Here is a 23783-nt window from a genome sequence, read left to right as displayed (position 1 = left end):
GAAATTTTTCTGCGAAGATCAGCGTAATCTGCGGGAGAACATATTGGAATTGCAATTGAAAAATCTCCAGCTGAACTCACAGACTTATGCAGAAATTTAATTTTCGATTTTTCTGTGAAGATTAGCGTAATCTTCGGGAGAACATATTAGAATTGCAAATGAAAAATTTCCCGCTGAACTCGCAGATTTACGCAGAATTAAGAATCTCTACTATATCATTTATGAAAAATTAATCGAATCAGTGAAAACCCAAAAACTTCAAATGCTGAAGCAATTATAAACCATTTACTTTTCGCACAATTGCTGTCGAAATATCTGAAGAATTAAAATTGACTAACAAACCCAATTTTAAATTTGATAATTTTAGATATGTAAGCACCTGTTTGTGATGAACAGGCAAAAGATTCTCTACAGATTTTATTTCAATCAGTACTAAATTCTCTATCAGTAAATCTATTCTGTAGCCAGCATCAAAAATAATCCCATTATAAATTACTGGTAAGAATACTTCTGATTGAACCTCTAAAACTTCCTCTCTAAGCACATGCAATAAAACAGCGTGGTATGCTGATTCTAAAAGACCTGGTCCAAGTGCCTTGTAGACGCTGTAAATGCATACCCTTACAAGGTAAGAAATTTGATTTTCATCCATATAATTCTGATTAATTAATTTGGGATGAAAATGAATGAGGAATATCTAAAAAACAAAAACGGGGTTCTTCTTCTTGCGATTCAGTTCCCCGTTTTAACCTTAATAACAACCGTAATTGTTAAAAAAGTATCTAATAAATCTGTAAATTGAAATTCTTCGTCTCTACTTGGTTTTACAACTTCTGTAAATCGTTTAGAAATTATTTCCGACAGCCCTGTTCCTTAAAACAATACTATTTTCAACAATGTCTGCTAAAGCCTTTTGATTTTCTGATGTTTCCATTTTGCAATTTCAACATTCATATCCTTATTTGGTTTAACCCATTTAAGAAACAATCATATTCTTTTGAAGATAATTCGAAAAACTTCCTCTTTCGATTCTGTTTCTCTTTTGAATTTTCTTTTCAGACTTTCAAAATACTCCGTATTTGATATAAACTAATATAGCGTCTAAAAACATTCCTGTCAATAGAAAAGTAATAGTTTTTATAAACAAAGTTATCCACCTGAAAAATAGAGTTATTAACAATTAATTTTAGTAAAAATTATGCTTAATCGACTAGAAATTGAGCATAGTTTGAGGTTGTTAACATTCAACCAGAAACCACTTGTAAACAATACATTAAAATTTATTGATTTAATAAATTTAAGATTTATGCGTAAAACATTAAAATGATTAAAAAAGTTAGATAAAAACGTGTAGCAAAAGCTTCTGTATTATGTTATTTTTGTAACGATGCAAATAAGGCAACCCATAAGAAGTGTTCAGGATTTTTTACTTAGTACATACTTTGCTGATGGCTTACGTATTACTGTTGGGGTTTTGCTTCCATCTTTAATACTTGCACAGTTTGGAATGCTTAAATACGGGATGACTTTATCTCTCGGTGCTTTATGCGTAAGCGTTGTAGATAGTCCGGGGCCAATGGTTCACCGTAGAAATGCGATGTTAGTTACTACGGGGTTAATTTTTGTTTTTTCTATCATCACAGGTTTAACTAATAAAAGCCATTATTTCATTGGATTTTTATTAGCTATTTCCAGCTTCATTTTCTCTATGTTTTACATTTATGGAGTAAGAGCAGCAGCAATTGGTACTGCAACCCTATTGATTATGGTTTTGAGTATTGATGATATAAGACCATGGCAGGAGGTTCTTATCCATTCATTGATGGTTTTAGCCGGAAGTTTATGGTACACAGGATTGAGCTATTTTGTTTATCGGCTACGCCCCTTTCGCCTGGTGCAACAATCTTTAAGTGATTCCATTTTGGAAGTTGCTGAGTTTTTAAGAGAAAAAGCAAAGTTTTATCACAGAAATAATAATTATGATAAAACTTATGCTGATTTACTTCAATTGCAGGTTTCTGTACACGAGAAGCAAGATGCGGTAAGGGAATTACTATTCAAAACCCGCGAAATTATAAGAGATTCCACGCCTGAAGGTAGATTTTTAATGCTCGTTTTTGTCGATATGGTCGATTTGTTTGAACAAGTTATGTCTACTTATTACAATTACAAACAGCTGCATGAGCAATTTGATACGGCAGGCATTTTGCCGGATTACGAAATGGCAATTAAACGCATTTCTTACGCATTAGATGATATTGCATTTGCGCTTAAAAGTGGTGGTACACCAGTAGTTTCGAAAAGATTATTGATTGAAATTGAAAGATTAAAAATTAAGATAAATAACTTTGAGAAAAACAACGATAAACAGCAATTTAGCACTTCAGGTATTATAGCATTAAAGAATATAGAAGTTAATATCGAAAATATACTTGGTAGGGTAAAGACGATAAATAGTTATTTTAAGCTTAGGAGTAGTAAAGACATCCGTAAAGCAGAAGTTGACACGGAAAAATTTATTACTCGCCAAAAGTTCGATTTTAATCTTTTTACCGAAAACTTAACGTATAGCTCATCAACATTCAGGCATTCTCTAAGGGTAACTGTGGTAATGGTTTTAGGATTTGTTGTTTCTCAGCTACTGAATTTCTCTCATAGCTATTGGATATTACTAACTATCCTCGTAATTTCTAAACCGGGTTTCAGCCTTACAAAACAGAGAAATTATCAACGGTTAATAGGAACAACTGTTGGTGCATTTATTGGAATGGGCGTTTTAACTTATGTTCATGATAGGAATACACTATTTGTAATTTTGCTAATTTGTATGATTGGATGTTATAGTTTTCAAAGGAAAAATTATGTGGTGAGTGTTCTTTTTATGACACCTTATATTTTAATTCTTTTTGATTTCTTAGGAATGGGTTCATTAGCATTGGCGAGAGAAAGAATTTATGATACATTTATAGGTTCTGGAATTGCACTTTTGGCTAGTTATTCATTATTTCCTACTTGGGAGCATGAAAAACTTAAAGAGGCGATGATTAATATTTTAAGGTCTAATAAAGCTTATTTCGAACAGGTTGTAAAGCTCTATTTTGAAAAAAATTATAATAGGACGGATTATAAACTGGCTAGAAAAGAAGTGTATGTAAGTACAGCCAATTTAGCCTCTTTGTTTCAGAGAATGTTTTCAGAACCTAAAAGTAAGCAATTATTTATTAAGGAGGTTCATCAGTTTACAGCTTTAAGTCACCTTAGTTCATCATACATTGCAACACTTTCGCTTTATAATAAGGAGCACGATTTTCACTTTGAAAACTTCGATGCGTTAAAGCCAATTGCAAATAATACCATCTATTTATTAGATACCTGTATCAATAATCTTGAAAAAGGACAAAATACGGTTGAAAATGTTCCTCTTATAAGATTGAATGACAATTCTCTAAATATTAAATCTGGCGAAGATTTAGTTCCTGAACAGTTTGATTTGATTCAAAAAGTTGCCTACGATTTATATAAACTATCTGTTAAGATTAAAATTTAGTTTTTGCCAGCTGCAAAGATATCTTCTATCCTGTATTTCGTACTATCTGTTAAGATTAAAATTTAGTTTTTGCCAGCTCTTTTAATCTATGGTAAAGCTTTCTAAAATTATCTAACAAACAATGGAGGTTGATGATTGTTAATCAATACTACAATAAAAATATATTATGGAAAAGCTATATACTGCTGAAGTAACAGCAACAGGAGGAAGAGATGGTCATATAAAATCAAGTGATGGCCAACTTGAATTTGAAGTAAGAAGACCGAAAGAATTAGATGGTCAAGGTGGTGCAACTAACCCTGAACAACTATTTGCAGCTGCCTGGGGACCATGTTATTTAGGTGCTTTGGGTTCTGTTGCTGAGCGAGAAGGTGTTGATATCAGTGAAGCAACTGTAAATGTGTTGGTTTCATTTAACAAAGATGGTAATGCTTTTGTACTCTCTGCAGATTTGGATGTACATATTCCAGGGATTTCGCATGAAGAGGCTCAGGCATTAGCTGAAAAAGCCCACAAAGCTTGTCCTTATTCTAAAGCTACACGTGGTAATATTGAAGTGAGAATTACTGCAATTTAAAATTGTAAATTAATAAAGAAAGCCGCCGCATAATTCAATGCGACGGCTTTTTTTAGATTATAATTTAATTAAACAATTTCCTCGTGTGTAACTTTTGTATTTTCTGGTCTGCCATTTTTGAAAGCATCACGAGTCTTTAAACCTAGTAATTCAAACATTGCCATATCATCTACAAATGCAGGATTTGGCGTAGTTAATAATTTATCGCCAGCAAAAATAGAACTTGCTCCAGCCATAAAACAAAAAGCTTGCTCTAAAGTGCTCATTTCATTTCTTCCAGCAGATAAACGTACAACGGAGTTTGGCATTACAATACGAGCTGTAGCGATCATTCTTACCATATCCCAAATTGGTACTCTCGGTTGATTTTCTAATGGTGTGCCTTTAACAGGCACCAAAGCATTTACAGGAACGGATTCAGGGTGTTTTTCCATATTAGATAGCGTTTGTAACATCGAAACTCTATCTTCTACAGTTTCACCCAATCCAATAATGCCACCACTGCAAACGGTTAATTTTGCTTTGCGAACATTTTTAATCGTATTTAACCTATCATCATAAGTACGGGTAGAAATAATTCGTTTATAATCATCTTCTGATGTATCTATATTATGGTTATAAGCATATAAACCTGCATCTGCTAAGCGTTGCGCCTGGTTTTCAGTAAGCATACCTAAAGTACAGCAGACTTCCATATCCATATCATTAACGGCTTTAACCATTTCTATTACGCGGTCAAAATCGCGGTTGTCGCGTACTTCTCTCCATGCTGCACCCATACAAAGGCGAGATGCTCCACCCTCTTTCGCCTTAACTGCGGCGTTAACAACTTGGCTTACCTGCATCAAAGGCTGTACTTCCAATTCTGTATGGTATCGTGCTGCTTGCGGACAATAAGAACAGTCTTCTGCGCAACCACCAGTTTTAATGGAGATTAATGAACTTACTTGTACTTCATTGTAATCTTTATTTGCTCTGTGTATGCTGGCGGCTTCATAAACCAAATCTAAAAATGGTCTGTTATAAATTTCTAATATTTCTTCTTTGCTCCAATCGTGTCTGGTAGTTTGCATTGTCGGGTCAGGATTTTTTGGATATAAGGTTTAACATGGTTATATTTTTATAATTCGCAATTGATTAAGCAACCTAAAAATACTTAAATCAATATCAACACCAATTATCATAGTAAAAGTTTACTGGCCAAGCCTAAAATAAGCATAAAGCCAAAAACATCCGTAAAAGTAGTAATAATTATAGATGAAGCAATGGCAGGATCTATACCAACACGCTTCAAAATTAGCGGAATTCCGGCTCCTGTTATACCTGCAATCACCAAATTACCCGTCATGGCCAGGAAGATAACTAAGCCTAACATTGGGTTGCCATCAAAAAAATATGCGAAAAGAAATACAATTAATCCATTTGCAGCACCATTGATTAAGCCAACTGTAAATTCTTTTAAAACCGTTCTATAAGATTGTTTATCAGATAAATCATAAAGTGATATACGACGAACAGTTACCGCTAAAGCCTGAGTTGCAGCATTCCCTCCCATCCCGGCAATTATTGTCATGTAGGCTGCAAGCGAAGGAATTAGTTTTATGGTTGGGTCGAAATAACGAACAACTGATGAGGCTAAAAATGCGGTTCCTAAATTAATAACCAGCCACGGCAAGCGAGATTTTACAGCTTCGACCCAATTACCGCTTAATTCCTCATCTTCTGATACACCTGATATTTTTAAAATATCTTCTGTACTTTCAGCTTCCATTACATCAATAACATCATCAAAAGTTACGCGTCCAAGTAATTTTTGATGTTCATCAATTACCGGAATACTAGTTAAATTATATTGCGAAATCAAATTAGCAACCTCTTCTTGGTCGGTATCCGGATGAACATAAACGGCATCAATTTTAACCAATTCTGTTATTTGTGCATTATGCTTTGCTTTAATAATGTCTTTTAATGAAACAATACCTTTGAAAACTTCATTATCATCAACCACGTAAATGGTGTAAAACTCTTCCATTTCTTCGCTTTGGCGAATAATTTCATCTATTGCATCTTTTTTAGTAAGGTTAATGTTTACGCAGATAAGGTCCGTATTCATCAAACCACCGGCAGTTTTCTCGTCGTATGTTAGTAAGTTACGGATGTTTGATGCATCTTCTTCATTAAGATCTTCTAGAATTTCTTTCTGCTCATGATCTTCTAATTGGGAAATAATATCTGTTGCATCATCGTAATCAAGTTCTTCAACAATTTCGGTACGTTTATCAGGATGAAGCTTGAAGAGTAAATCTTCAGGATGAGATTCTTCATCCATTTCAGAGATAATCTCCGAAGCAATTTCTGCCGGCAATAAATTGATGATATGCTGTTGCTCCGATTTATCTAAACGTTCGAATAAAATGGCAATTTCTGAAGCATGATAATCCTTTAAAACTGTTTTTAAAGTTTCATCACCGGCTAAAACTGCGTTTTTAACCTTGAGTACATCGCTTTTATCTATTTCGAATGATGATTGCATAATGCTAAAGCTCCTAAAATAGGTAAAGTATGCTATTTTAATGTTAAAAATTTAAATTTTGCGAGAAGAAAATATCTTATTTAAACCAACCCCTTCTCCAAAAGTAAATTATCTGAAATATTGCAATAACTAACATCACTAACCAAGTATATAAATAACCATGTTCGGCATATAATTCGGGCATGTTATCTTTCAAAATTTTTCCGGTTACTGGGTCTTCACGACTAAAATTCATTCCATAAATACCAGCAATAAAAGTTAAGGGAATAAATATGGATGATATAATGGTTAAAACCTTCATAATTTCATTCATCCTGTTGCTGATGATTGAAAGATTCATATCGATATTTGCTGAAGCAATTTCCTTTAATGATTCTATAAAATCGATTATTTGAATGCAATGGTCGTAAGCATCTTTAATATAGGTTTTGGTTAAATCTGTAATTAAATTGCTATCACTCCTTAAAATATCATTCAGTTTATCCCGTTCGGGCCAAGTTACTTTTCTAATTGTTATTAACGAGCGCTTAATTGCCTGAGTGTCGTACATAATTCGCTTATCTGGTTTATCAAATAAACGATCTTCAATAGAATCTAATTCTTCACCCCAATGATTTAACAAAGAGAAATAATTATCAATAATAACATCCATTATTGCATACATTAAATAGCTGGAACCTCCAATTCTTATATTTCCTTTACCAACTTCTAATCTTTTTCTTACAGGATTAAAGCAATCATCATAATTTTCCTGAAAAGTTATTAAACATTTTGAAGTCAATACAAAAGAAATCTGCTCATTACACAAATCTTTATCCTCATTAAGGTATAAATGTCTACTTACTGCGAAAACATATTTATCGCCATCATATTCATCAAGTTTTGGGCGTTGATAAGAGCTGGTAATATCTTCTAAAACTAATTTACTAATGTTTAATTTCGAATATAGTGTTTCAAAAATGCTTGAGTCAGCTAATCCTTTTATATCAAACCAGTAGTTAAAATCTTGGTTTTCTGTTAGTTTATCAATGTTATTTATGTCTTTCAGCTCCTCTTTTTTATGTGTTTTTTCGTTGTAGGTATGAAGTGTAATTTTGGGTCTTAATGCATCCTTATCAATTGAATACGATCCCGGACTTGTGCCAGGTTCTGGAACGTTATAATGCTTATGTCGGTTTCTAGGTTTATTCTTTGCCATAATTTAAAGGTATAATCGGGCCTGCGGACCTTGATTAAATAATAAATCAACAATGCTTAAATTCGGCATAAATTGATGTCTGTCTTCAAAAACCTGATAATAAGGCTTATTATTTATATAATCATCATTTTTCTTTGGACTCATCATCTCACGATAGTCTAAGCCAGGCTCTAAATCATCAATGTATTCTGATGTGAATTTGTAATCAACACTTAGTTTCAATTTTTTTGTTAGCCATTGAACCAGTTCCAAATTATAATCAAAAAGGAAATTGAATTTTTTTTTGTAAAAAATAGACAGCTCATCTTCATAAAATTCAAAATAAGCAGAGCTTCTGTAACAACTTTCAAGGCTTAACCAATGCAGGCGCTGCCAATTAAAATCATAACTAATTCTAACATCCTTTAATGGTATTCTCATTTTCGAACCCTTTAATATCGGAACAGTAATATCTAATTTTCCGTTAGGAGAATATATAGTTGCCCTATTGCGATAAGTTTGCTTGGGGAAATGCTCGAATTTCTCAATTAAAAATTCTTGGGTAAGTTCTTGAATTTTAGTAAAATAGCTTACAGGTGGTAGATAAAATAAAGGAAGTATAGCGGTATTTTGCATTTGAAAATATATGTTTGTAGTTCAAACGTTTTAAAATTAATGATTAAAAGAGTGATTGCGCATGTTGGCGTATTTTTTTTATACCTAATATCTTTGCTTCCTCTTTGGGTATTGTTCTTTTTTGCAAGATTACTATATTATCTCCTTTATTACGTAATTGGTTACAGAAAAAAAATAGTAAGGTCAAACCTAATCAATTCCTTTCCTGAGAAATCTGCATTAGAAATTATAAGTATTGAGAAAAAATATTTCAAATATTTGGCTCAGTTGGTTTTCGAAATTATAGAGTTAACTACAATTACAAAGGCCGAAACCCTAAAAAGAGTTAAATTTGCAGGCTTAGAGCAAATTGAAAAACACTTTGAAAAGGGTGAAAGTGTTTTAGCTTGTACGGGGCATTATGGAAATTGGGAATTAGGAACATTAGCTTTAGGTTTAAACCTAACAGGAGAAACAATCGTTATTTTTAAACCAATAAATAATAAAATTTTTGAGGCCTGGTTTAATAAATTCCGTACAAAATATGGGAATATTTTTGTGGCGATGAAGCAAACTTTAAGAGCTATAGCTACATACAAAAATGAGCCAAGTTTGCTATGCTTTGCTAGCGACCAATCGCCGGTTGTTTCAGAATACAAACATTTTGTAAACTTTTTAAATCAACCAACTGCTGCTTTATTAGGAGTTGAAAAAATTGCCAAGGCTACTAACCGACCGATTTATTATTTTAAAGTAACTCCAGTAAAAATGGGTTATTATAATGTGGAAGTTTTGCCGATGTGCTCAAATCCATCACTTACTGTTGATGGAGAGATTACCAGTTTACATTTTGAGTACTTAGAAAAAATAATTAAAGATAAACCCGAATTTTGGCTTTGGAGCCATAAACGCTGGAAATTTAAACCTGAATTAAATAATACATGAGCCCATCAGTAGCGGTTGTAATTTTAAACTGGAACGGAAAATCATTTCTTAAACAATTTTTGCCTGGAGTATTACTGTCTGAATATGACAATCTGCAAGTTGTTGTAGGAGATAATGGCTCTACCGATGATTCTGTGAATTTTATCGAATTAAACTTTCCAACAGTTAAAATTTTAAAAAATGATACAAATTATGGCTTTGCTGGTGGTTATAACAAAATTTTAGAACGTGTTGAAGCTGATTATTTTATTCTTCTTAACTCTGATGTTGAAGTTACACCAAACTGGATAAAACCAGTTATCTACTTAATGCAAAGCGATGATAAAATCGCGGCGGCACAACCTAAAATTAAATGGCAGCTAAATAAAAATCAATTTGAATATGCTGGTGCTGCGGGTGGCTTTTTAGATATTTACGCCTACCCTTTCTGCCGCGGACGCTTATTTAATGTTTACGAAGTAGATACTGATCAATATAATGAAACTGAGGAGGTTTTTTGGGCAAGTGGTGCTGCATTTTTTATAAAAAGCAAATACTGGAAGGAAATAGGTGGTTTAGATGCCGATCTATTTGCACACATGGAAGAGATAGACTTATGTTGGAGATTAAAAAATTTAGATTACAAAGTAGTTTACTGTTCTGATTCAGAAGTTTACCACGTTGGCGGCGGAACGCTTCAAACAGAAAATCCTTTCAAAACGTATTTAAACTTTAGGAATAACCTAATAATCATGCAAAAAAACTTACCTGCCGGCGACGCAATTCTCAGGATTACGGTTAGAATGCTTATTGATTTTATTGCATGGTGGCACTTTTTATTATCAGGAAAACCTAAGTTTACACTTGCGGTAAGTAAAGGCCATTGGCATTTTATTAAAGATTTAGCGAAAACAGCGAAAAAAAGAAATAAATATCAAAAGCCATATTCTATGCATAAAGGTGTTTACAAGAATAGTGTGGTTTGGGCGTTTTTTATAAAGAAAGTTAAATTCTTTTCAAACCTTTAGTTTGAAGCTAAAGATTCATCTATCGATTTTTTGATCCAAGCGATTGTATTAGTGGCTAAACCAAGGGTGCTGAATTTTATTGTACCAGTTTTATCAATTACAACATGAGTTGGGTAACTTTTAACACCATATCTTTCTGCGAAAGATCTTCCACTATTTACAATATTATAATTGAAAGGTGTTGTTTTTAAAAAATCTTTTAAATCGTAGCGATCATCTAAAGCGATGGCAATGAAAATAACATTATTATTTTCTTTATAAGCCTCAGTTAATTCGTTTAACTCAGGAATTTCGGCTTTACAAGGTGGACAATTAATAAACCAAAAGTTTAAAACGATAATTTTTCCGTCGGTATTTTTTAAATCAAACTTATTGCCATTTATATCAGAAGTTTTGAAGCCATCAAATTTTTCGCCGGCGATAAAAGAATCACTTTGCATGGGTTTAGGCATTCTTTCCATTAATGCTTTACGATGTTCTGCAGTAAGCTCATAAATAACCCATTCCTGTTGCCCGTTTTCTGTTTTTGTGTTTCTGCTTTTTATCGAAAACTTTCCCGTTTGTAAAAGCTTTTTCCATACCTCATGCGGATAAACCATCCCATCCTCACCTCTTACAATAGATTTTTCATCAAGCATAGCTCGATTTTGAGTGTTAGATGATTGTGAAAACACTACCTGCGAAAAGAAAGATAGTAGAATAAAGAGCGCTGTTTTTATCATTTTTTAAGCATTTATAAGTAAACTTTCTATAGCTAATCTATAACCGTTAATACCAAATCCGGTTAAAACTCCCTTGCAATTTTTCCCTGTTAACGAAACGTGGCGATACTCTTCTCTTGCGTAAATATTAGAAATATGTACTTCAATAACAGGTGTTTTTATAGCTGCAATAGCATCTGCAATGGCTACAGATGTATGTGTGTAACCGCCAGCATTTAGTATAATTCCATCGTAACTGAAACCAACTTCATGAAGTTTATTTATTAACTCACCTTCAATATTACTTTGAAAATAATCTAAATCTACAATTGTATAAATTTCTTTTAATGTTTTAATATAATCTTCAATGCTTGTATTTCCATAAATTGAAGGTTCACGGACACCTAAAAGATTTAAATTCGGGCCATTTATAATTTGTATTTTCATCTTTATATTGTTGTATTGAATTTTGAAATATCATGATGGTTTCATGATATTGTGTAAAGTTAAATTTGTAACGTTGCAATGTTATTAAAAAAAACTTAAATAAAAATATGCTTTGGCAATCATACATCAAAGGGTTTAAGGCTTATTTAAAATTAGAACGTGCACTCTCGGGCAATTCGGTTGATGCATATTTAACTGACCTTGATAAATTAAGCCAATATTATCAATCTTTGGAAATTGTGCCGAAATTAAATGAAATTACGGTAGAGGATATCAAATCTTTTATAAGCTGGCTAAATAATTTGGGCATGCTTTCGAGTACACAAGCAAGAGTGATTTCAGGATTAAAAGCATTCTTTTCATACTTAATGATTGAAGATGTTATTCAAAGTGATCCAACTTCATTAATCGAAGCTCCAAAACTGGTTAGAAAATTACCAGATACTTTAAATATCTATGAAATAAATAGTCTAATAGATGCTATCGACGCTTCAAAACCTGAAGGAATGCGTAATAAAGCTATTATTGAAGTTATGTATGGATGCGGTTTAAGAGTAACAGAATTAACCGAAATGAAAATTTCAAATCTTTACCCTCAAATAGAATTTATAAAGATAATTGGCAAAGGTAACAAAGAGCGACTTGTTCCAATTGGAGGTGTTGCCTTAAAGCTTTTGGATATTTACATCAATCAAATCCGTTTACATGTTAACATAAAGAAGGGAAATGAAGATTTTATATTTCTGAATCGTTTTGGCGCAAAATTATCAAGAATTTCAATCTTTAATCTGATAAAAAGTTTAGCCAATGCAGTGGGATTAAAAAAGACAATTAGTCCGCATACTTTGCGCCACTCATTTGCAACCCATTTAATTGAAGGTGGTGCCGATTTACGTGCAGTACAAGAAATGCTTGGACATTCGAGCATTACAACAACCGAAATTTACACGCATATTGACAGAGATTATTTAAGGGAAGTGATTACCCAGTTCCACCCAAGATCTTAAGGATTCGTTCGAGCCATAATCATTCTATCTTTACCTTGCATATCTTTCTTTAATTCTATGTTTTTGAAGTGTTTAGCTATCAAAATATCAAGTGTTTCTGACCATAAGTGTTCATTAATTTCAAAAAATAAATAACCATTTGGGTTTAAATTTTTAATAGCAAAATCAGAAATCGCATCATAAAAAATTAAGGGGTTTTCATCACTTACAAACAATGCAGTATGTGGTTCATGCGAAAGAACATTTTCATGGATGTCAGCTTTTTCTAGTTCGCGAATATATGGTGGATTGCTTACAATGATATCGTACTTGTCGTTACTAGAATAATTTAAAATATCAGCCTCAATAAAATTAATTTCTGTTTCATTGAGTTTAGCATTTTCTGCGGCTATCTTCAATGCACCTTGAGAAATATCTAATGCAGAAACATCTAGATTAGGTAAGTTCTTTTTTAAAATAACAGAAATACATCCAGAACCTGTTCCAATATCTAAAATTGTTTTCTTTTTATCTTTAACTTCTTTTATAATCCAATCTACAAGTTCTTCTGTTTCAGGCCGGGGAATAAGTACATCTTCGTTTATTCGAAGTGGTAATCCATAAAAAATAGTTTTACCTAAAATTTGCTGAACAGGTTTGCCACTCTTTAATCCATTTAAAACATTAATAAGTTCCTTTAAATGGTTTTCTGATAATAATTTATCTTTCTGAACTAATAATTCACTTTGAGTTACTTTTAAAATACTAATTGCAGACAAATTGAATATTGCTTTCGCTTCTGCTGCATCGTAAAAATGTTTTAAACTCTGTATATATTCTTTTTCTAAATCTTTAATATTCATCGATTGCAAAAGTAATAATTTGGTCCGCTAACCTTGTCATAATTTAACTACTTTTGCGTTGATGACCGATGAATTTTACGTTAAGCGTTGTTTAGAATTAGCAGCTTTGGCCATAGGAAATGTAAATCCTAATCCAATGGTGGGGTGCGTTATTGTTGTTGATGGAAAAATTATTGGTGAAGGTTATCATCAAAAATTTGGCGAAGCCCATGCAGAACCAAATGCTGTAAAATCTGTATTTGATAGACATGGAATTGAGGCTGAACATCTGCTAAAACAAGCAACAGCATATGTTAACCTCGAACCTTGTGCACATTTTGGGAAAACTCCTCCATGTGCAGATTTATTTATCAAACATCAAATAAAGAAGGTAGTAATTGGCAATGGAGATCCATTTGCAGGCGTTAATGGCAAAGGAATAGAAAAACTTAAAAATGCTGGAATTGAAGTTATAAGTGGAATTTTAGATAATGAATGCAGGTATTTTAATCGTCGGTTTTTTACCAGAGTAGAAAAGCAAAGACCTTTTATTATTTTAAAATGGGCTGAAACTGCTAATGGATATTTTGCAACTATAAATGGTCATCAAAAATGGATAAGCGGTGGTTTAGCCAAGCGTTTGGCACATCAATGGCGTACCGAAGAAGATGCAATTTTAATTGGAAAGCATACAGCAATTATGGATAATCCTCAGTTAACAAGTAGAGATTGGCCTGGTAAAAACCCCCTTAGACTGGTTATAGATAAAAATTTAAACATTCCACAAAGTAATCACATTTTTAACAAAGAAGCCAAAACTATTGTTTTTAATGAAGTTAAAACAGATGTGATTGATAATATCCATTACATACAAATGGAAGATATGAAGTTTTACTTGGCGCAAAAAATCGCATTTCAGCTTTATCTAATGGATATTCAATCGGTAATTATTGAAGGTGGTGCTAATATTATTAAACAGTTTTTAGATGCTAACCTTTGGGATGAAGCTCGTATTTTTACTTCGCAAAATAGCTGGATTGAAGGTGTTCCTTCTCCTGTAATAAATGGTTTTGTAACAGAGCATTTTCAAATTGATAATGATAAACTTTCCATCTATTTAAACGATATAAATAAATGATATACATTGTTTTAAGTATTTTTTGCAGTGTAACAGTTGCCATGTTATTAAAACTTGCAAAGCGATACCAAATTAGTATAATACAAGCCGTAACTATAAATTATTTAACTGTAATAGTATTAAGTTTATTGTTTTTTAAGCCTGATTTTAAAGTAATAAATTCATCAGCTCCCTGGCCAATTTATATTGTATTATCGGTTTTACTACCAACAATATTTTTATTCCTTGCGGCATCTGTTAAACACTTAGGTATTGTTAAAACCGATATTGCTCAAAGGCTATCTTTATTTATCCCTATTTTGGCGGCCTACTTTATTTTTAAGGAAGATTTTAATCAATTAAAATTTATTGGCCTGGGTATTGCCTTTTTAGCTATTATTTTAACTTTTTTACGCAAAACCGAAGCTCAATCAAAATCAAATAAATGGCTATATCCAATAATGGTTTTTATTGGTTTTGGTGTTATCGATATACTTTTTAAACAAATTGCGCTACACAAAGAATTGCCTTACACAACCTCACTTTTTGTGGTTTTTTGTCTCTCATTTTTAGTTTCCATTATTATTGTAGCTACAATGGTTATTCGTAAAAAAACTAAAATTCAATTGGTAAATGTCGGTTGCGGACTGATACTTGGAGTATTTAATTTTGGAAATATTTTATTTTACTTAAAGGCTCATAAGGCTCTGGCTTCCAATCCATCAACGGTTTTTGCTTCCATGAATTTAGGTGTTATTGTAGTTGGTACTTTAATAGGAATTATTGTATTCAAAGAAAAACTATCAAAACTCAATTATTTAGGAATTGCGCTTGCAGTTTGTGCAGTTATTCTAATCACATTATCTCAATTAAATGCTGTTTGATGATTCTTATAAAACAATAGACGGTAATGCAAAAGGAATTTACAGAGATAAGGGAAGTAAATTTATCGCATATGCCTATCCTATTCGTTCTGAGGATGAACTAAAACATCTCATTAATAATTTAAAATCTGAACACTCCAAAGCCAGGCATTTTTGTTACGCTTATCGTTTAACGCCTGATAGATCTGTATTCAGGATAAATGATGATGGAGAGCCTTCAGGAACTGCAGGAAGGCCTATTTTAAACTGCCTGCTATCTGACGATTTAACCAATATATTGATAATTGTTGTACGCTACTTCGGTGGTACATTATTAGGTGTTCCTGGTTTAATTAATGCCTACAAAACAGCTAGTATCGAAGCTATTGCAGCATCAAAAATTATAACTAAAAGTATTAACGATGTTTACGAGGTTCACTTTGAATATATGCAAATGAATGATGTTATGAAATTGATTAAAGACGAGAATCTTTATGTTTTAGCGCAAAACTTTGATATCCATTGCATTTTAAAATTTGAGGTTAGAAAAGCACAATTAAATATGATTTTAAGTAAATTTGATAAAATTGAAGGTTTAATCATAAAATACTTATATACAAACTAATATAAAGTATAGCCATAGACTCAGTTAAATTTTTCATAAAAAAATAATCAATATGGTAGCAGAAAGCGATTTAATCATCAATCCAGATGGAAGTATTTATCATTTGAATCTTTTACCTGACGATATAGCAGAAACTGTAATTACGGTCGGCGATCCTGATCGCGTAAGTGGAATAAGTAAACATTTCGATAGTTTAGAATTTAAAAAAGGCAAACGCGAATTTATTACGCATACTGGTTTTGTTGGTAAAAAACGTATTACCGTGCTTTCTACGGGTATTGGAACAGATAATATTGATATTGTTTTTAATGAATTAGATGCGTTGGTTAATATCGATTTCAAAACAAGAGAGGTAAAAAAACAACTTACATCTTTAAATATTATCCGCATTGGCACTTCTGGTTCCGTTCAACCTGATATCCCAATGGGGACAATTTTAGCTTCTTCTTACGGCTTAGGTATGGATGCTTTGATGAATTATTATGTGCATGATTTATCCAGCGATGAAAGAAGCTTACTTGATGATGTAAAAACTCATTTTGGTCACCTTAAAAACATCAATCCATATTTAACAGCAGCTTCCCAAAACTTGCTAAATACAGTTGGTAAAGATATGGTGCATGGGATTACGGTTACCGCCCCTGGGTTTTATGCTCCGCAAGGCAGACAAGTTCGTGCTAAAAATGCTGTACCAAATTTTATCGGATTAATCAATACCTTTAAAAGCAATCAAAACAGAATTACAAACTTAGAAATGGAAACGGCAGGAATTTATGCTTTGGCAAAAGTTTTAGGGCATAATGCATTATCAGTTAATGCAATTTTGGCCAGTAGAGTAAAGTTTGAATTTAGCAACGAGCCCGATAAAATCATAGAAAAAGCAATAAAGCTCGTTTTAGAGCGAATCTAGAATTTACTACGGGCAGATAAGTATTCCGTAGTAAACATTATGCTGCTAGAATTTTTTCTTGTACCAACTCATTTTGTTTGGTATCAAGATCAACACAAGTAATTTCATTTAAATGGATTACCCATTTTTCAATACCTGCATCAGCAGCTTGCTTGCAAAAAAATAAATAATCAGTTTTTCCTTTTTAATGAGCTTTTAAGGCGTGTTTTAATTTATATATAAATGCTTCATCATTAATTATGAATTCAGGGTATTCATCAGGACAAGCCTGTGCAGAATAGTCTTCGCTACCAAAATAAATAGATAAACCGTTAGAAACTTATACATTATTTTGAACAACGCTTATTTCCTTTATTACTTTAATAAATTGAGGAAAATCTGCACCTGAATTTAGTTTAGATTCAGCTGATTTAATTCCTTGATATTAAACATAATTATTTATTTAGTGAAACTTTAAATATTGTTGTTTGCGTATACAAATCCTCTGGCAGTAAAACAGTTGATGGAAACTCCTCAATATTAATTGCGTTTGGATGATGCTGAGTTTCTATACAAAATGCATCATAAGCACCATAATGCCTCCCGCCCTTTCCGTTTTGCACATTTAAATATTTTGAAGTATATAAATGAGCCACGGGCTCTGTAGTATATACACTTAACGTTAAACCGCTTTCTTGCTCAAATGTTTTAGTCGCTAGAGATAAGTCGCCATAGATTTTATCTAATACAAAGGTTTGATCATAACCTTCCTCGGGATTCCAGTCTTTAGAAATCTCTTTTGATAGAGTAAAATCCATCTGTGTATTTTTAACAGGTATTAATTTTCCTGTAACACAATAATTCTCATCTTGTTCGAGGTAATTTGAAGCGAAAATTTGTTGTTTGTGTTTGCCTATATTTCCACCATTAGGTGCTAAATTAAAATAACCATGATGTGTTAAGTTAATGGCTGTCGCTTTATCTGTTTCAGCTTCATAACTTAAAATAAGCTCATCGTTTTCAGTTAATTCGAAAGTTAACCCAATAATTAAACTACCCGGAAATCCTTCTTCTTTATCAATACTTTCGTATTCGAGCGTTATAAACGATTCTCCAACTTCAACAATATCCCAAACTTTTTTATCAAAACCTTCTATTCCTCCGTGGAGTGAATCTGTACCTGTGTTCTTCGTTAATTTATAGTTTTCACCATTGATGCTAAATTCTCCATTTTTGATTCGATTAGCATACCTACCAATTACAGCACCAATATGAGGATTGTTCTCTAAATATTCTTTATCAAAATATTGTTCAACACTATCAAAACCTAAAACAATATCTTGCATTTCTCCCTTAGCATTTTTAACAATAAACTTGTTAATTATCGCTCCATAATTAAATATTTCAACATAAGTACCTTTATTGTTAGTAAGTTCTATTGCAATAACTTCTTCGCCATTAATAAATTTTTCTGTAGGTTTCTGCTGAATGCTCATAAATTGTATCTTAGGGCTTTTGTTTCCAAAAACAAACATAACATTATTTAAATATTTTCTACCAAATGAAGATTAAACTTGAGGAAAAATTTGCCGAGCAATACCATAAAAATGCTGATGCAGTTTACTTTACACCAGGTCGCGTTAACCTTATTGGCGAGCATATTGATTACAATGGCGGTTTGGTTATGCCTTGTGCAATTACATTAGGTACATGGATTGCCATCGCACCAAATACCGAGAATAAGTTTAGGTTTAAGAGTTTAAATTTTGAATTACAAACCGAAGTTCAAAGTAATCAAACTCATGAAAAGAACGGAAGCTTATGGGCAAATTATCCAATTGGCGTTATAAATGAATTTATTAATGACGGCAAAGAAATATCAGGGTTAGATTTTCTTTATTTTGGAGACATTCCAATTGGATCAGGGTTATCTTCATCTGCATCAATAGAGATTGCAACTGCTTTTGCTCTTAACAATTATTTTAATTTAGGATACGATAACCTGGACTTAGTGAAAATTGCTAAGCGAGTTGAAAACGATTTTATTGGTTTAAATTCTGGTATAATGGACCAGTTTGCTGTAGCTTTTGGAGAGAAAGACAAAGCAATTGTTTTAGATTGCGAGACTTTAAAATATAAAATGGTTGATGTTAATTTGGGCAATTATTTGCTTGCAATTATAAATACGAAAAAACCTCGTGAACTCGCAGATTCCAAATACAATGAAAGGGTTCAGGAATGTCAAACAGCACTGGCTTTATTAAATGAACAGATTAAATTAAATAACCTTTGCCAGTTAACTGCAGAGAAATTTGCATTGCATAGCCATTTGATAAAAGATGAAATTATTCTAAATCGTGCAACTCATGTTGTTAAAGAAAACGACCGTGTTCATTTGGCAGCCAAAGCTTTAAATGGAGGTGAGCTATCTGAATTTGGCCGCTTGATGTATGCTTCACATCAATCGTTAAAAGAATTGTATGAAGTTAGCGGAAAAGAATTAGATACTGTAGTTGATTTTTGTGCAATTTACGAACATGTTATTGGTGCCCGTATGACAGGTGCAGGTTTTGGGGGCTGTGCAATTGCCTTATTAGAAAAAGGTTTTGAAGAAGATTTTATTAAACATTTAACGGATTATTACGTGGAAAGAATTGGTTATCCTGCAGAAATTTATGTAAGTGAAATTGGTAACGGACCAATTAAGTTATAGAAAATATTTAACCACAGATTTGCAGATTCATTTAAGTTTAAAATCTGTTATTCTTTGCTAACCAAAAATTAATAAGCTATAAAATATTTAGCCCAAAATTCGCAAATCAATTTCCAAATTAAAATCTGTAAATCTGTGGCTATCAAATAAAATGAGAAAATTAAAATTAGACGATTTAAATCGTCCGGATATAGAAGAATTTAAAGCACAGGAAAAACTTCCGGTTGTTGTGGTTTTAGATAATGTTAGGAGCATGCATAATGTTGGTTCCATATTTAGAACGGCTGATGGTTTTGCTTTACAAAAAGTTATTCTTTGTGGTATCACAGCTCAACCACCACATCGCGATATAGAAAAGACAGCTTTAGGTGCAACGCAATCTGTGGATTGGATTCATTATTCAGATACTATTCAAGCCGTTGTTGATTTAAGAGCCTCAGGTTACCAAATTGTAGCCATAGAACAAGCTGAAAACAGCAAAATGTTACATACTTTTAAACCTGATTCCAACAAAAAATATGCTTTGATATTTGGAAATGAAGTAGAAGGTATAAGTGACGAAGTAATGCTAAAAATAGATGAATGCATCGAAATACCCCAATTTGGAACAAAACATTCTTTTAACATTGTAATCTCTGCTGGCATAGTTCTTTGGGATTTCTTCGCTAAATTGAAACTCAGATAGATTTTGTAAAAAACTTAGAATCTTTTTCATAAGAAACACCATATAGAGCATAGTTTTATGTAGAATGTGTTCGAGTACTTTATTATAGAGTCCCTACCTGTGATAAAGTATGCTCATAAATTTTTCTGAAATTCCAATATTTTTGACAGTTTCGTGTTTAATCACTTATATAATTACGAAATAGTATTTTAAATCAGTAAGCTGATAAACGGTTTTATCAGCAATGCAGGGAGTACAGGGCGAGTAAAATTGAAAAAATCCTGAATATATAACTAAAGAGTAAAGAGAATTCCTAAATAAATAGCTTAACTATATCTCTCGTACCACATTGTACTATTTTCTGTACAACTTTTAAAACTGCGTTTGCTCTTTCGTAACTTTCTTGAAACATTTCTTAACTTTATAATTGATTGATTACCTGATTCTTGACAGAAAAATAATAGTTTGGCAAGATTTTTTCTTAGACGATTCAAAACAGTATCAAAAAAAAGCTGTTAAGAGTACAATTACAAAATAATAAAAAATGAATTCGAGAATTACAAAATCAACAATGTTGGTAGCCTTATTAGGTTTGTCATCACAATTATTTGCACAAGAAACACCAACTACATCCGGTAGGTTTGGTAAGCAATCATTAAGAACATGGAGCATTGGTGCTCATGGCGGTATCTTAAGTCAAAACACTTTTTTAGGTGGTGGAAGCGTTAAAGCAGATGAATTTAAAAGTATTGGATACGGTGCTTTCATTAAAAAACAAATTTTACCAGCCTTAGGCTTACAAGCTGATTTCTTACGTGGTGAAATTAAAACACTTAACACAACCAGCACTATCGAACAAAAAAATAGCATCAACTGGTCTGGGTCGTTAACAGCTGTTTTAAACATTGCTAACTTTAGTTTAAATACTGAAAACGCTGTTTTAATCCCTTACATTAAAGCAGGTGCTGGTTACATGTCATCTGATTCTCAGGTTGGAAGTACTCAGGTTTTTTCAGAAAGAGAAGGCTGGTATATCCCAACGGGAGTTGGATTCAAATTTGGTGTATCTAAAGGTATCAATATAGATTTGGGTTACGATATCAATTTCATCAAATCATCTCCAACAGTTAAAAGTGCTTATAACGAAAGTAGGTTTTCTTATGCACACGCAGGTTTAGAATTTGCTTTAGGAAATAAAGAAAATTCACAATTGCAAAACTACAGTGCAGTAGCTGATCTTCGTAAACAAAGTGCTGAAGAAAGTGCTGAATTAAGAAAAGCATTATCAACAGCAGAACAAAACGCAGCAGCTGATAGAGCCCAATATGCTAAAGATTTAGCTGATGATGATAATGACGGTGTTGCAAATAAATTCGACAAATGCCCTGGATCAGTATCAGGTACTGTAGTAGATGGTGCAGGTTGCCCAATCAAAGTTCAACGCGAAATTATTAAGGAAACAAGAGTTATCACAGAAGAAGATCGTAAAGTAGTTAAAGACGCAATTTCTAACTTAGAATTCGATTTAGGTAAATCAACTATCCGTTCTAAATCTTATAGTACTTTAAACAGGGTTGCAGGTTTATTGGTAGACAAAAACTTCAGCTTAAAATTAGCCGGCCACACAGATAACACTGGCGGCAGAGAGTTAAACTTACGTTTATCTAAAGAAAGAGCTGAATCGGTAAAAGCTTATTTAGTATCTCAAGGTGTTAATGCATCAAGAGTTGAAGCTACAGGTTACGGACCTGACCAACCAATTTCAACTAACAAAACTGCAGCTGGTCGTCAAGAAAACCGTCGTGTAGAATTTACTTTATACTAGTTAATAGTTAAATGAAATAGAAAAGCCCCGATGAAAATCGGGGCTTTTTAGGTTTTAATATTTATGCATTTAATTATGTCAAGCTAAGTCTGTCAAAGTACTCAGCATTAAAGTCTTCGACAAGCTCAGACAAACAAATTACAAAGGACTTCATTGATTAAGATAAGCCCTTCTTATTCTTATACGTCATTTTGGCTTTGGTACCAGCACTATAATTGTAATTCTTCAAATTACTTGCTTTCTTTTCGTGGAAAGCAGCGCCACGTTCAGATGTATCCTCTTCTTCCCCATTTTTCTTTTTCTTTGGTTTTGATGCTGCATCTACAATTTTTAGATCTTCTGGTAATTCCATCACTTCCATACGCTGGCCAATTGCCTGCTCAATCTTTTTCACCTCAATTAATTCAATGTCAGTCGAAAAAGTTATTGCAACAACATCTTCATCTATACGCTTAACAATACGCTGAATCAAAGTTTCTTTTTGCTCAGGTAATTCTAAATGAAGAATAAATGGAATACCTTGAATATCCAGCTCATCTAAATTTTCATTTGCTACAATTAACACCCTCGCATCCGGATTATCTTTAAAATCTTCGATATCATCATAACCTTTATCATCAAAAAATAAAGAACGATAAATGCTAATTTCACCTTCTTTGTTATGATTAAAGTTTTTATAAACCGTTTGAGCTGTTAATCTGGTATTTACGAAAACAATTACCTTATCAAAAAACTCAATATCATTTAATAATAAGGTTAAAAGATTAAGCTTCGTTCTAAAATTTGGAACCTGATACAACATTTGCTGGTAAACTTCAGCTTGAGCTTCTCCAATTTCATCAACTTCTATAGTAGTTGTAGATTCTTTCATGAAAGGCGAAATCATGTGATTCAATTTTTCATGCAAAACTTCTGTAAATACTAAATGCTGAGATTTATACGCACTATTGGCTAATTCTACAACGGGTAATTGCAAACCTTTTTTAACAATTAGTTCGGCATTATCTACAATGAATAGTTGAATTTTATTAGTGTTTAAGGCTAATTTTAAATACAAAGCACGAGCCCTATCTGGTACGGCAACAATAATATCAACGCCATCTGTAATCTCATTCATTTGTGTATCTACGGCACCACGACTATCAATTCCTAAAATTCTGAAAGTATTATTACGGTTCAATAATTTAAATTGTTCTAAAACATGGTCAACATGTTCTGCATCTGGAACTAAGATTAAAGCCCTGGGAGCCTCCTCGAAGGCATATTTCAGCTTCATTAAAGTAGCTAAAACATAAGCAGTAGTTTTTCCTGCACCCTCTGGTCCTACCGCAATAACATCCTGGCCACCTAAAATTCTAGACATGGTTTTGATTTGGATTTCCTTTGGACTTAAAAATCCTGCATCAGTCATGGCTGCTACAAGCGGTTTGCTCAGTTTTAATTTATCTAATGACACGCTTATTATTTTTAATGTTTGAAAATGCAAATATCCTTAAAATAATTAGCTTTTGAGAAATTGAATTGAAAGGCTTGAAAATGAATGCCGCTAATCCTTAGGTACGTTAGTCCTACTATACATTATTTTCGATGAAAAACCGGATCATTTCTATCCAGGTTTATTAATTTAGATAAGTGTCTTGGAAGAAAAAGCTAGTGTGATAAAAAATAATAAATTGTATGTCAGCAACTTAAATTATTTTTTATTTTAAA

At 32.6% G+C, this 23783-nt stretch carries 22 protein-coding genes and 1 pseudogene; 12 read left to right on the top strand and 11 right to left on the bottom strand.

Features of this window, described 5'->3' with window-relative positions; translation table 11 throughout:
* Nucleotides 1-274: 274 nt before the first annotated feature.
* On the bottom strand, nucleotides 275-652 hold the full coding sequence (locus IEV50_RS10795; RefSeq protein ID WP_188414040.1) for a GxxExxY protein: 378 nt from the start codon (nucleotides 650-652) through the stop codon (nucleotides 275-277).
* Nucleotides 653-1387: 735 nt separating this feature from the next.
* Between IEV50_RS10795 and IEV50_RS10790 the strand changes: the two genes are divergently transcribed.
* Nucleotides 1388-3547: an FUSC family protein gene (locus IEV50_RS10790; protein ID WP_188414038.1), complete on the top strand. Its 2160-nt coding sequence runs from the start codon at nucleotides 1388-1390 to the stop codon at nucleotides 3545-3547.
* 166 nt (nucleotides 3548-3713) lie between these two features.
* Nucleotides 3714-4124: an organic hydroperoxide resistance protein gene (locus IEV50_RS10785; RefSeq protein ID WP_188414036.1), complete on the top strand. Its 411-nt coding sequence runs from the start codon at nucleotides 3714-3716 to the stop codon at nucleotides 4122-4124.
* A 68-nt stretch (nucleotides 4125-4192) separates the two neighbouring features.
* Here IEV50_RS10785 and bioB read toward each other — a convergent pair whose 3' ends face one another.
* From bioB to IEV50_RS10765, 4 genes are all read right to left on the bottom strand, one after another.
* Entirely contained in the window at nucleotides 4193-5197 is a 1005-nt protein-coding gene (bioB, locus tag IEV50_RS10780) for a biotin synthase BioB (RefSeq protein WP_188414034.1), read from the bottom strand.
* Between the two features lie 107 nt (nucleotides 5198-5304).
* The gene (gene mgtE / locus IEV50_RS10775; RefSeq protein ID WP_188414032.1) at nucleotides 5305-6657 is read right to left on the bottom strand and encodes a magnesium transporter; all 1353 of its coding nucleotides are present in this window, start codon (nucleotides 6655-6657) and stop codon (nucleotides 5305-5307) included.
* A 76-nt stretch (nucleotides 6658-6733) separates the two neighbouring features.
* Nucleotides 6734-7855: a magnesium/cobalt transporter CorA gene (corA, locus tag IEV50_RS10770; protein ID WP_188414030.1), complete on the bottom strand. Its 1122-nt coding sequence runs from the start codon at nucleotides 7853-7855 to the stop codon at nucleotides 6734-6736.
* Between the two features lie 3 nt (nucleotides 7856-7858).
* The gene (locus IEV50_RS10765; protein ID WP_188414027.1) at nucleotides 7859-8470 is read right to left on the bottom strand and encodes a WbqC family protein; all 612 of its coding nucleotides are present in this window, start codon (nucleotides 8468-8470) and stop codon (nucleotides 7859-7861) included.
* A 39-nt stretch (nucleotides 8471-8509) separates the two neighbouring features.
* On the opposite strand from IEV50_RS10765, the gene IEV50_RS10760 reads away from it, so the two are divergent.
* Both IEV50_RS10760 and IEV50_RS10755 read left to right on the top strand, forming a co-directional pair.
* On the top strand, nucleotides 8510-9394 hold the full coding sequence (locus IEV50_RS10760) for a lysophospholipid acyltransferase family protein (RefSeq protein WP_188414020.1): 885 nt from the start codon (nucleotides 8510-8512) through the stop codon (nucleotides 9392-9394).
* Entirely contained in the window at nucleotides 9391-10401 is a 1011-nt protein-coding gene (locus IEV50_RS10755; protein ID WP_188414018.1) for a glycosyltransferase family 2 protein, read from the top strand. The genes IEV50_RS10760 and IEV50_RS10755 overlap by 4 nt, the downstream gene beginning before the upstream one ends.
* On the opposite strand, the gene IEV50_RS10750 is transcribed toward IEV50_RS10755, so the two are convergent.
* Nucleotides 10398-11123 (bottom strand): TlpA family protein disulfide reductase, encoded by a 726-nt coding sequence (locus IEV50_RS10750; protein WP_188414016.1) that lies wholly within the window; start codon nucleotides 11121-11123, stop codon nucleotides 10398-10400. The two genes, IEV50_RS10755 and IEV50_RS10750, sit on opposite strands and share 4 nt — an antisense overlap.
* 3 nt (nucleotides 11124-11126) lie before the next feature.
* A complete protein-coding gene (gene aroQ / locus IEV50_RS10745; protein WP_188414014.1) occupies nucleotides 11127-11549 on the bottom strand; it encodes a type II 3-dehydroquinate dehydratase in 423 nt (140 codons plus the stop codon).
* A gap of 107 nt (nucleotides 11550-11656) precedes the next feature.
* Between aroQ and xerD the strand changes: the two genes are divergently transcribed.
* Entirely contained in the window at nucleotides 11657-12556 is a 900-nt protein-coding gene (gene xerD, locus IEV50_RS10740; protein ID WP_188414012.1) for a site-specific tyrosine recombinase XerD, read from the top strand.
* Here xerD and prmC read toward each other — a convergent pair.
* Complete coding sequence (prmC, locus tag IEV50_RS10735) at nucleotides 12553-13398, bottom strand: peptide chain release factor N(5)-glutamine methyltransferase (RefSeq protein ID WP_188414009.1); 846 nt, start codon at nucleotides 13396-13398, stop codon at nucleotides 12553-12555. The two genes, xerD and prmC, sit on opposite strands and share 4 nt — an antisense overlap.
* 61 nt (nucleotides 13399-13459) lie before the next feature.
* Between prmC and ribD the strand changes: the two genes are divergently transcribed.
* Genes ribD through IEV50_RS10715 form a run of 4 tightly spaced genes read left to right on the top strand, consistent with a single transcriptional unit; the run spans nucleotide 13460 to nucleotide 16892 of the window.
* Entirely contained in the window at nucleotides 13460-14515 is a 1056-nt protein-coding gene (gene ribD, locus IEV50_RS10730) for a bifunctional diaminohydroxyphosphoribosylaminopyrimidine deaminase/5-amino-6-(5-phosphoribosylamino)uracil reductase RibD (RefSeq protein WP_188414006.1), read from the top strand.
* A complete protein-coding gene (locus IEV50_RS10725; RefSeq protein ID WP_188414004.1) occupies nucleotides 14512-15378 on the top strand; it encodes an EamA family transporter in 867 nt (288 codons plus the stop codon). Before ribD ends, IEV50_RS10725 begins: the two co-directional genes overlap by 4 nt.
* The gene (locus tag IEV50_RS10720) at nucleotides 15368-15982 is read left to right on the top strand and encodes an IMPACT family protein (protein WP_188414002.1); all 615 of its coding nucleotides are present in this window, start codon (nucleotides 15368-15370) and stop codon (nucleotides 15980-15982) included. Before IEV50_RS10725 ends, IEV50_RS10720 begins: the two co-directional genes overlap by 11 nt.
* Before the next feature lie 52 nt (nucleotides 15983-16034).
* Nucleotides 16035-16892, top strand: a complete 858-nt coding sequence (locus IEV50_RS10715; protein ID WP_188414000.1) for a nucleoside phosphorylase — start codon at nucleotides 16035-16037, stop codon at nucleotides 16890-16892.
* A gap of 37 nt (nucleotides 16893-16929) precedes the next feature.
* On the opposite strand, the pseudogene IEV50_RS19930 reads toward IEV50_RS10715, so the two are convergent.
* Together IEV50_RS19930 and IEV50_RS10705 are read right to left on the bottom strand one after the other, a co-directional pair.
* Nucleotides 16930-17061: pseudogene (locus IEV50_RS19930) on the bottom strand (DUF1398 family protein); the annotation flags it as partial.
* Nucleotides 17062-17326: 265 nt separating this feature from the next.
* Nucleotides 17327-18367: an aldose epimerase family protein gene (locus IEV50_RS10705; protein WP_188413998.1), complete on the bottom strand. Its 1041-nt coding sequence runs from the start codon at nucleotides 18365-18367 to the stop codon at nucleotides 17327-17329.
* 65 nt (nucleotides 18368-18432) lie between these two features.
* On the opposite strand from IEV50_RS10705, the gene IEV50_RS10700 reads away from it, so the two are divergent.
* The 3 genes from IEV50_RS10700 to IEV50_RS10690 all read left to right on the top strand — a co-directional run bounded on the left by IEV50_RS10700 (nucleotide 18433) and on the right by IEV50_RS10690 (nucleotide 22073).
* A complete protein-coding gene (locus IEV50_RS10700; RefSeq protein WP_188413996.1) occupies nucleotides 18433-19584 on the top strand; it encodes a galactokinase in 1152 nt (383 codons plus the stop codon).
* 151 nt (nucleotides 19585-19735) lie between these two features.
* Nucleotides 19736-20269, top strand: a complete 534-nt coding sequence (locus tag IEV50_RS10695; protein ID WP_188413995.1) for an RNA methyltransferase — start codon at nucleotides 19736-19738, stop codon at nucleotides 20267-20269.
* Nucleotides 20270-20792: 523 nt separating this feature from the next.
* Nucleotides 20793-22073, top strand: a complete 1281-nt coding sequence (locus IEV50_RS10690) for an OmpA family protein (RefSeq protein WP_188413993.1) — start codon at nucleotides 20793-20795, stop codon at nucleotides 22071-22073.
* Between the two features lie 157 nt (nucleotides 22074-22230).
* On the opposite strand, the gene IEV50_RS10685 is transcribed toward IEV50_RS10690, so the two are convergent.
* On the bottom strand, nucleotides 22231-23529 hold the full coding sequence (locus IEV50_RS10685) for a DEAD/DEAH box helicase (RefSeq protein WP_188413991.1): 1299 nt from the start codon (nucleotides 23527-23529) through the stop codon (nucleotides 22231-22233).
* Nucleotides 23530-23783 lie beyond the last annotated feature (254 nt).

Source organism: Pedobacter mendelii (genome assembly GCF_014635725.1).
GTDB classification, from domain to species: Bacteria; Bacteroidota; Bacteroidia; order Sphingobacteriales; family Sphingobacteriaceae; genus Pedobacter; species Pedobacter mendelii.
This window is presented reverse-complemented; position numbering and strand designations above follow the sequence as displayed.

What these genes read in the sequence shown, in the direction of transcription:
- IEV50_RS10795 (WP_188414040.1), bottom strand. Translation starts at nt 652, where the DNA reads ATGGATGAAAATCAAATTTCTTACCTTGTAAGGGTATGCATTTACAGC.
- IEV50_RS10790 (WP_188414038.1), top strand. Translation starts at nt 1,388, where the DNA reads ATGCAAATAAGGCAACCCATAAGAAGTGTTCAGGATTTTTTACTTAGT.
- IEV50_RS10785 (WP_188414036.1), top strand. Translation starts at nt 3,714, where the DNA reads ATGGAAAAGCTATATACTGCTGAAGTAACAGCAACAGGAGGAAGAGAT.
- bioB (WP_188414034.1), bottom strand. Translation starts at nt 5,197, where the DNA reads ATGCAAACTACCAGACACGATTGGAGCAAAGAAGAAATATTAGAAATT.
- mgtE (WP_188414032.1), bottom strand. Translation starts at nt 6,657, where the DNA reads ATGCAATCATCATTCGAAATAGATAAAAGCGATGTACTCAAGGTTAAA.
- corA (WP_188414030.1), bottom strand. Translation starts at nt 7,855, where the DNA reads ATGGCAAAGAATAAACCTAGAAACCGACATAAGCATTATAACGTTCCA.
- IEV50_RS10765 (WP_188414027.1), bottom strand. Translation starts at nt 8,470, where the DNA reads ATGCAAAATACCGCTATACTTCCTTTATTTTATCTACCACCTGTAAGC.
- IEV50_RS10760 (WP_188414020.1), top strand. Translation starts at nt 8,510, where the DNA reads ATGATTAAAAGAGTGATTGCGCATGTTGGCGTATTTTTTTTATACCTA.
- IEV50_RS10755 (WP_188414018.1), top strand. Translation starts at nt 9,391, where the DNA reads ATGAGCCCATCAGTAGCGGTTGTAATTTTAAACTGGAACGGAAAATCA.
- IEV50_RS10750 (WP_188414016.1), bottom strand. Translation starts at nt 11,123, where the DNA reads ATGATAAAAACAGCGCTCTTTATTCTACTATCTTTCTTTTCGCAGGTA.
- aroQ (WP_188414014.1), bottom strand. Translation starts at nt 11,549, where the DNA reads ATGAAAATACAAATTATAAATGGCCCGAATTTAAATCTTTTAGGTGTC.
- xerD (WP_188414012.1), top strand. Translation starts at nt 11,657, where the DNA reads ATGCTTTGGCAATCATACATCAAAGGGTTTAAGGCTTATTTAAAATTA.
- prmC (WP_188414009.1), bottom strand. Translation starts at nt 13,398, where the DNA reads ATGAATATTAAAGATTTAGAAAAAGAATATATACAGAGTTTAAAACAT.
- ribD (WP_188414006.1), top strand. Translation starts at nt 13,460, where the DNA reads ATGACCGATGAATTTTACGTTAAGCGTTGTTTAGAATTAGCAGCTTTG.
- IEV50_RS10725 (WP_188414004.1), top strand. Translation starts at nt 14,512, where the DNA reads ATGATATACATTGTTTTAAGTATTTTTTGCAGTGTAACAGTTGCCATG.
- IEV50_RS10720 (WP_188414002.1), top strand. Translation starts at nt 15,368, where the DNA reads ATGCTGTTTGATGATTCTTATAAAACAATAGACGGTAATGCAAAAGGA.
- IEV50_RS10715 (WP_188414000.1), top strand. Translation starts at nt 16,035, where the DNA reads ATGGTAGCAGAAAGCGATTTAATCATCAATCCAGATGGAAGTATTTAT.
- IEV50_RS10705 (WP_188413998.1), bottom strand. Translation starts at nt 18,367, where the DNA reads ATGAGCATTCAGCAGAAACCTACAGAAAAATTTATTAATGGCGAAGAA.
- IEV50_RS10700 (WP_188413996.1), top strand. Translation starts at nt 18,433, where the DNA reads ATGAAGATTAAACTTGAGGAAAAATTTGCCGAGCAATACCATAAAAAT.
- IEV50_RS10695 (WP_188413995.1), top strand. Translation starts at nt 19,736, where the DNA reads ATGAGAAAATTAAAATTAGACGATTTAAATCGTCCGGATATAGAAGAA.
- IEV50_RS10690 (WP_188413993.1), top strand. Translation starts at nt 20,793, where the DNA reads ATGAATTCGAGAATTACAAAATCAACAATGTTGGTAGCCTTATTAGGT.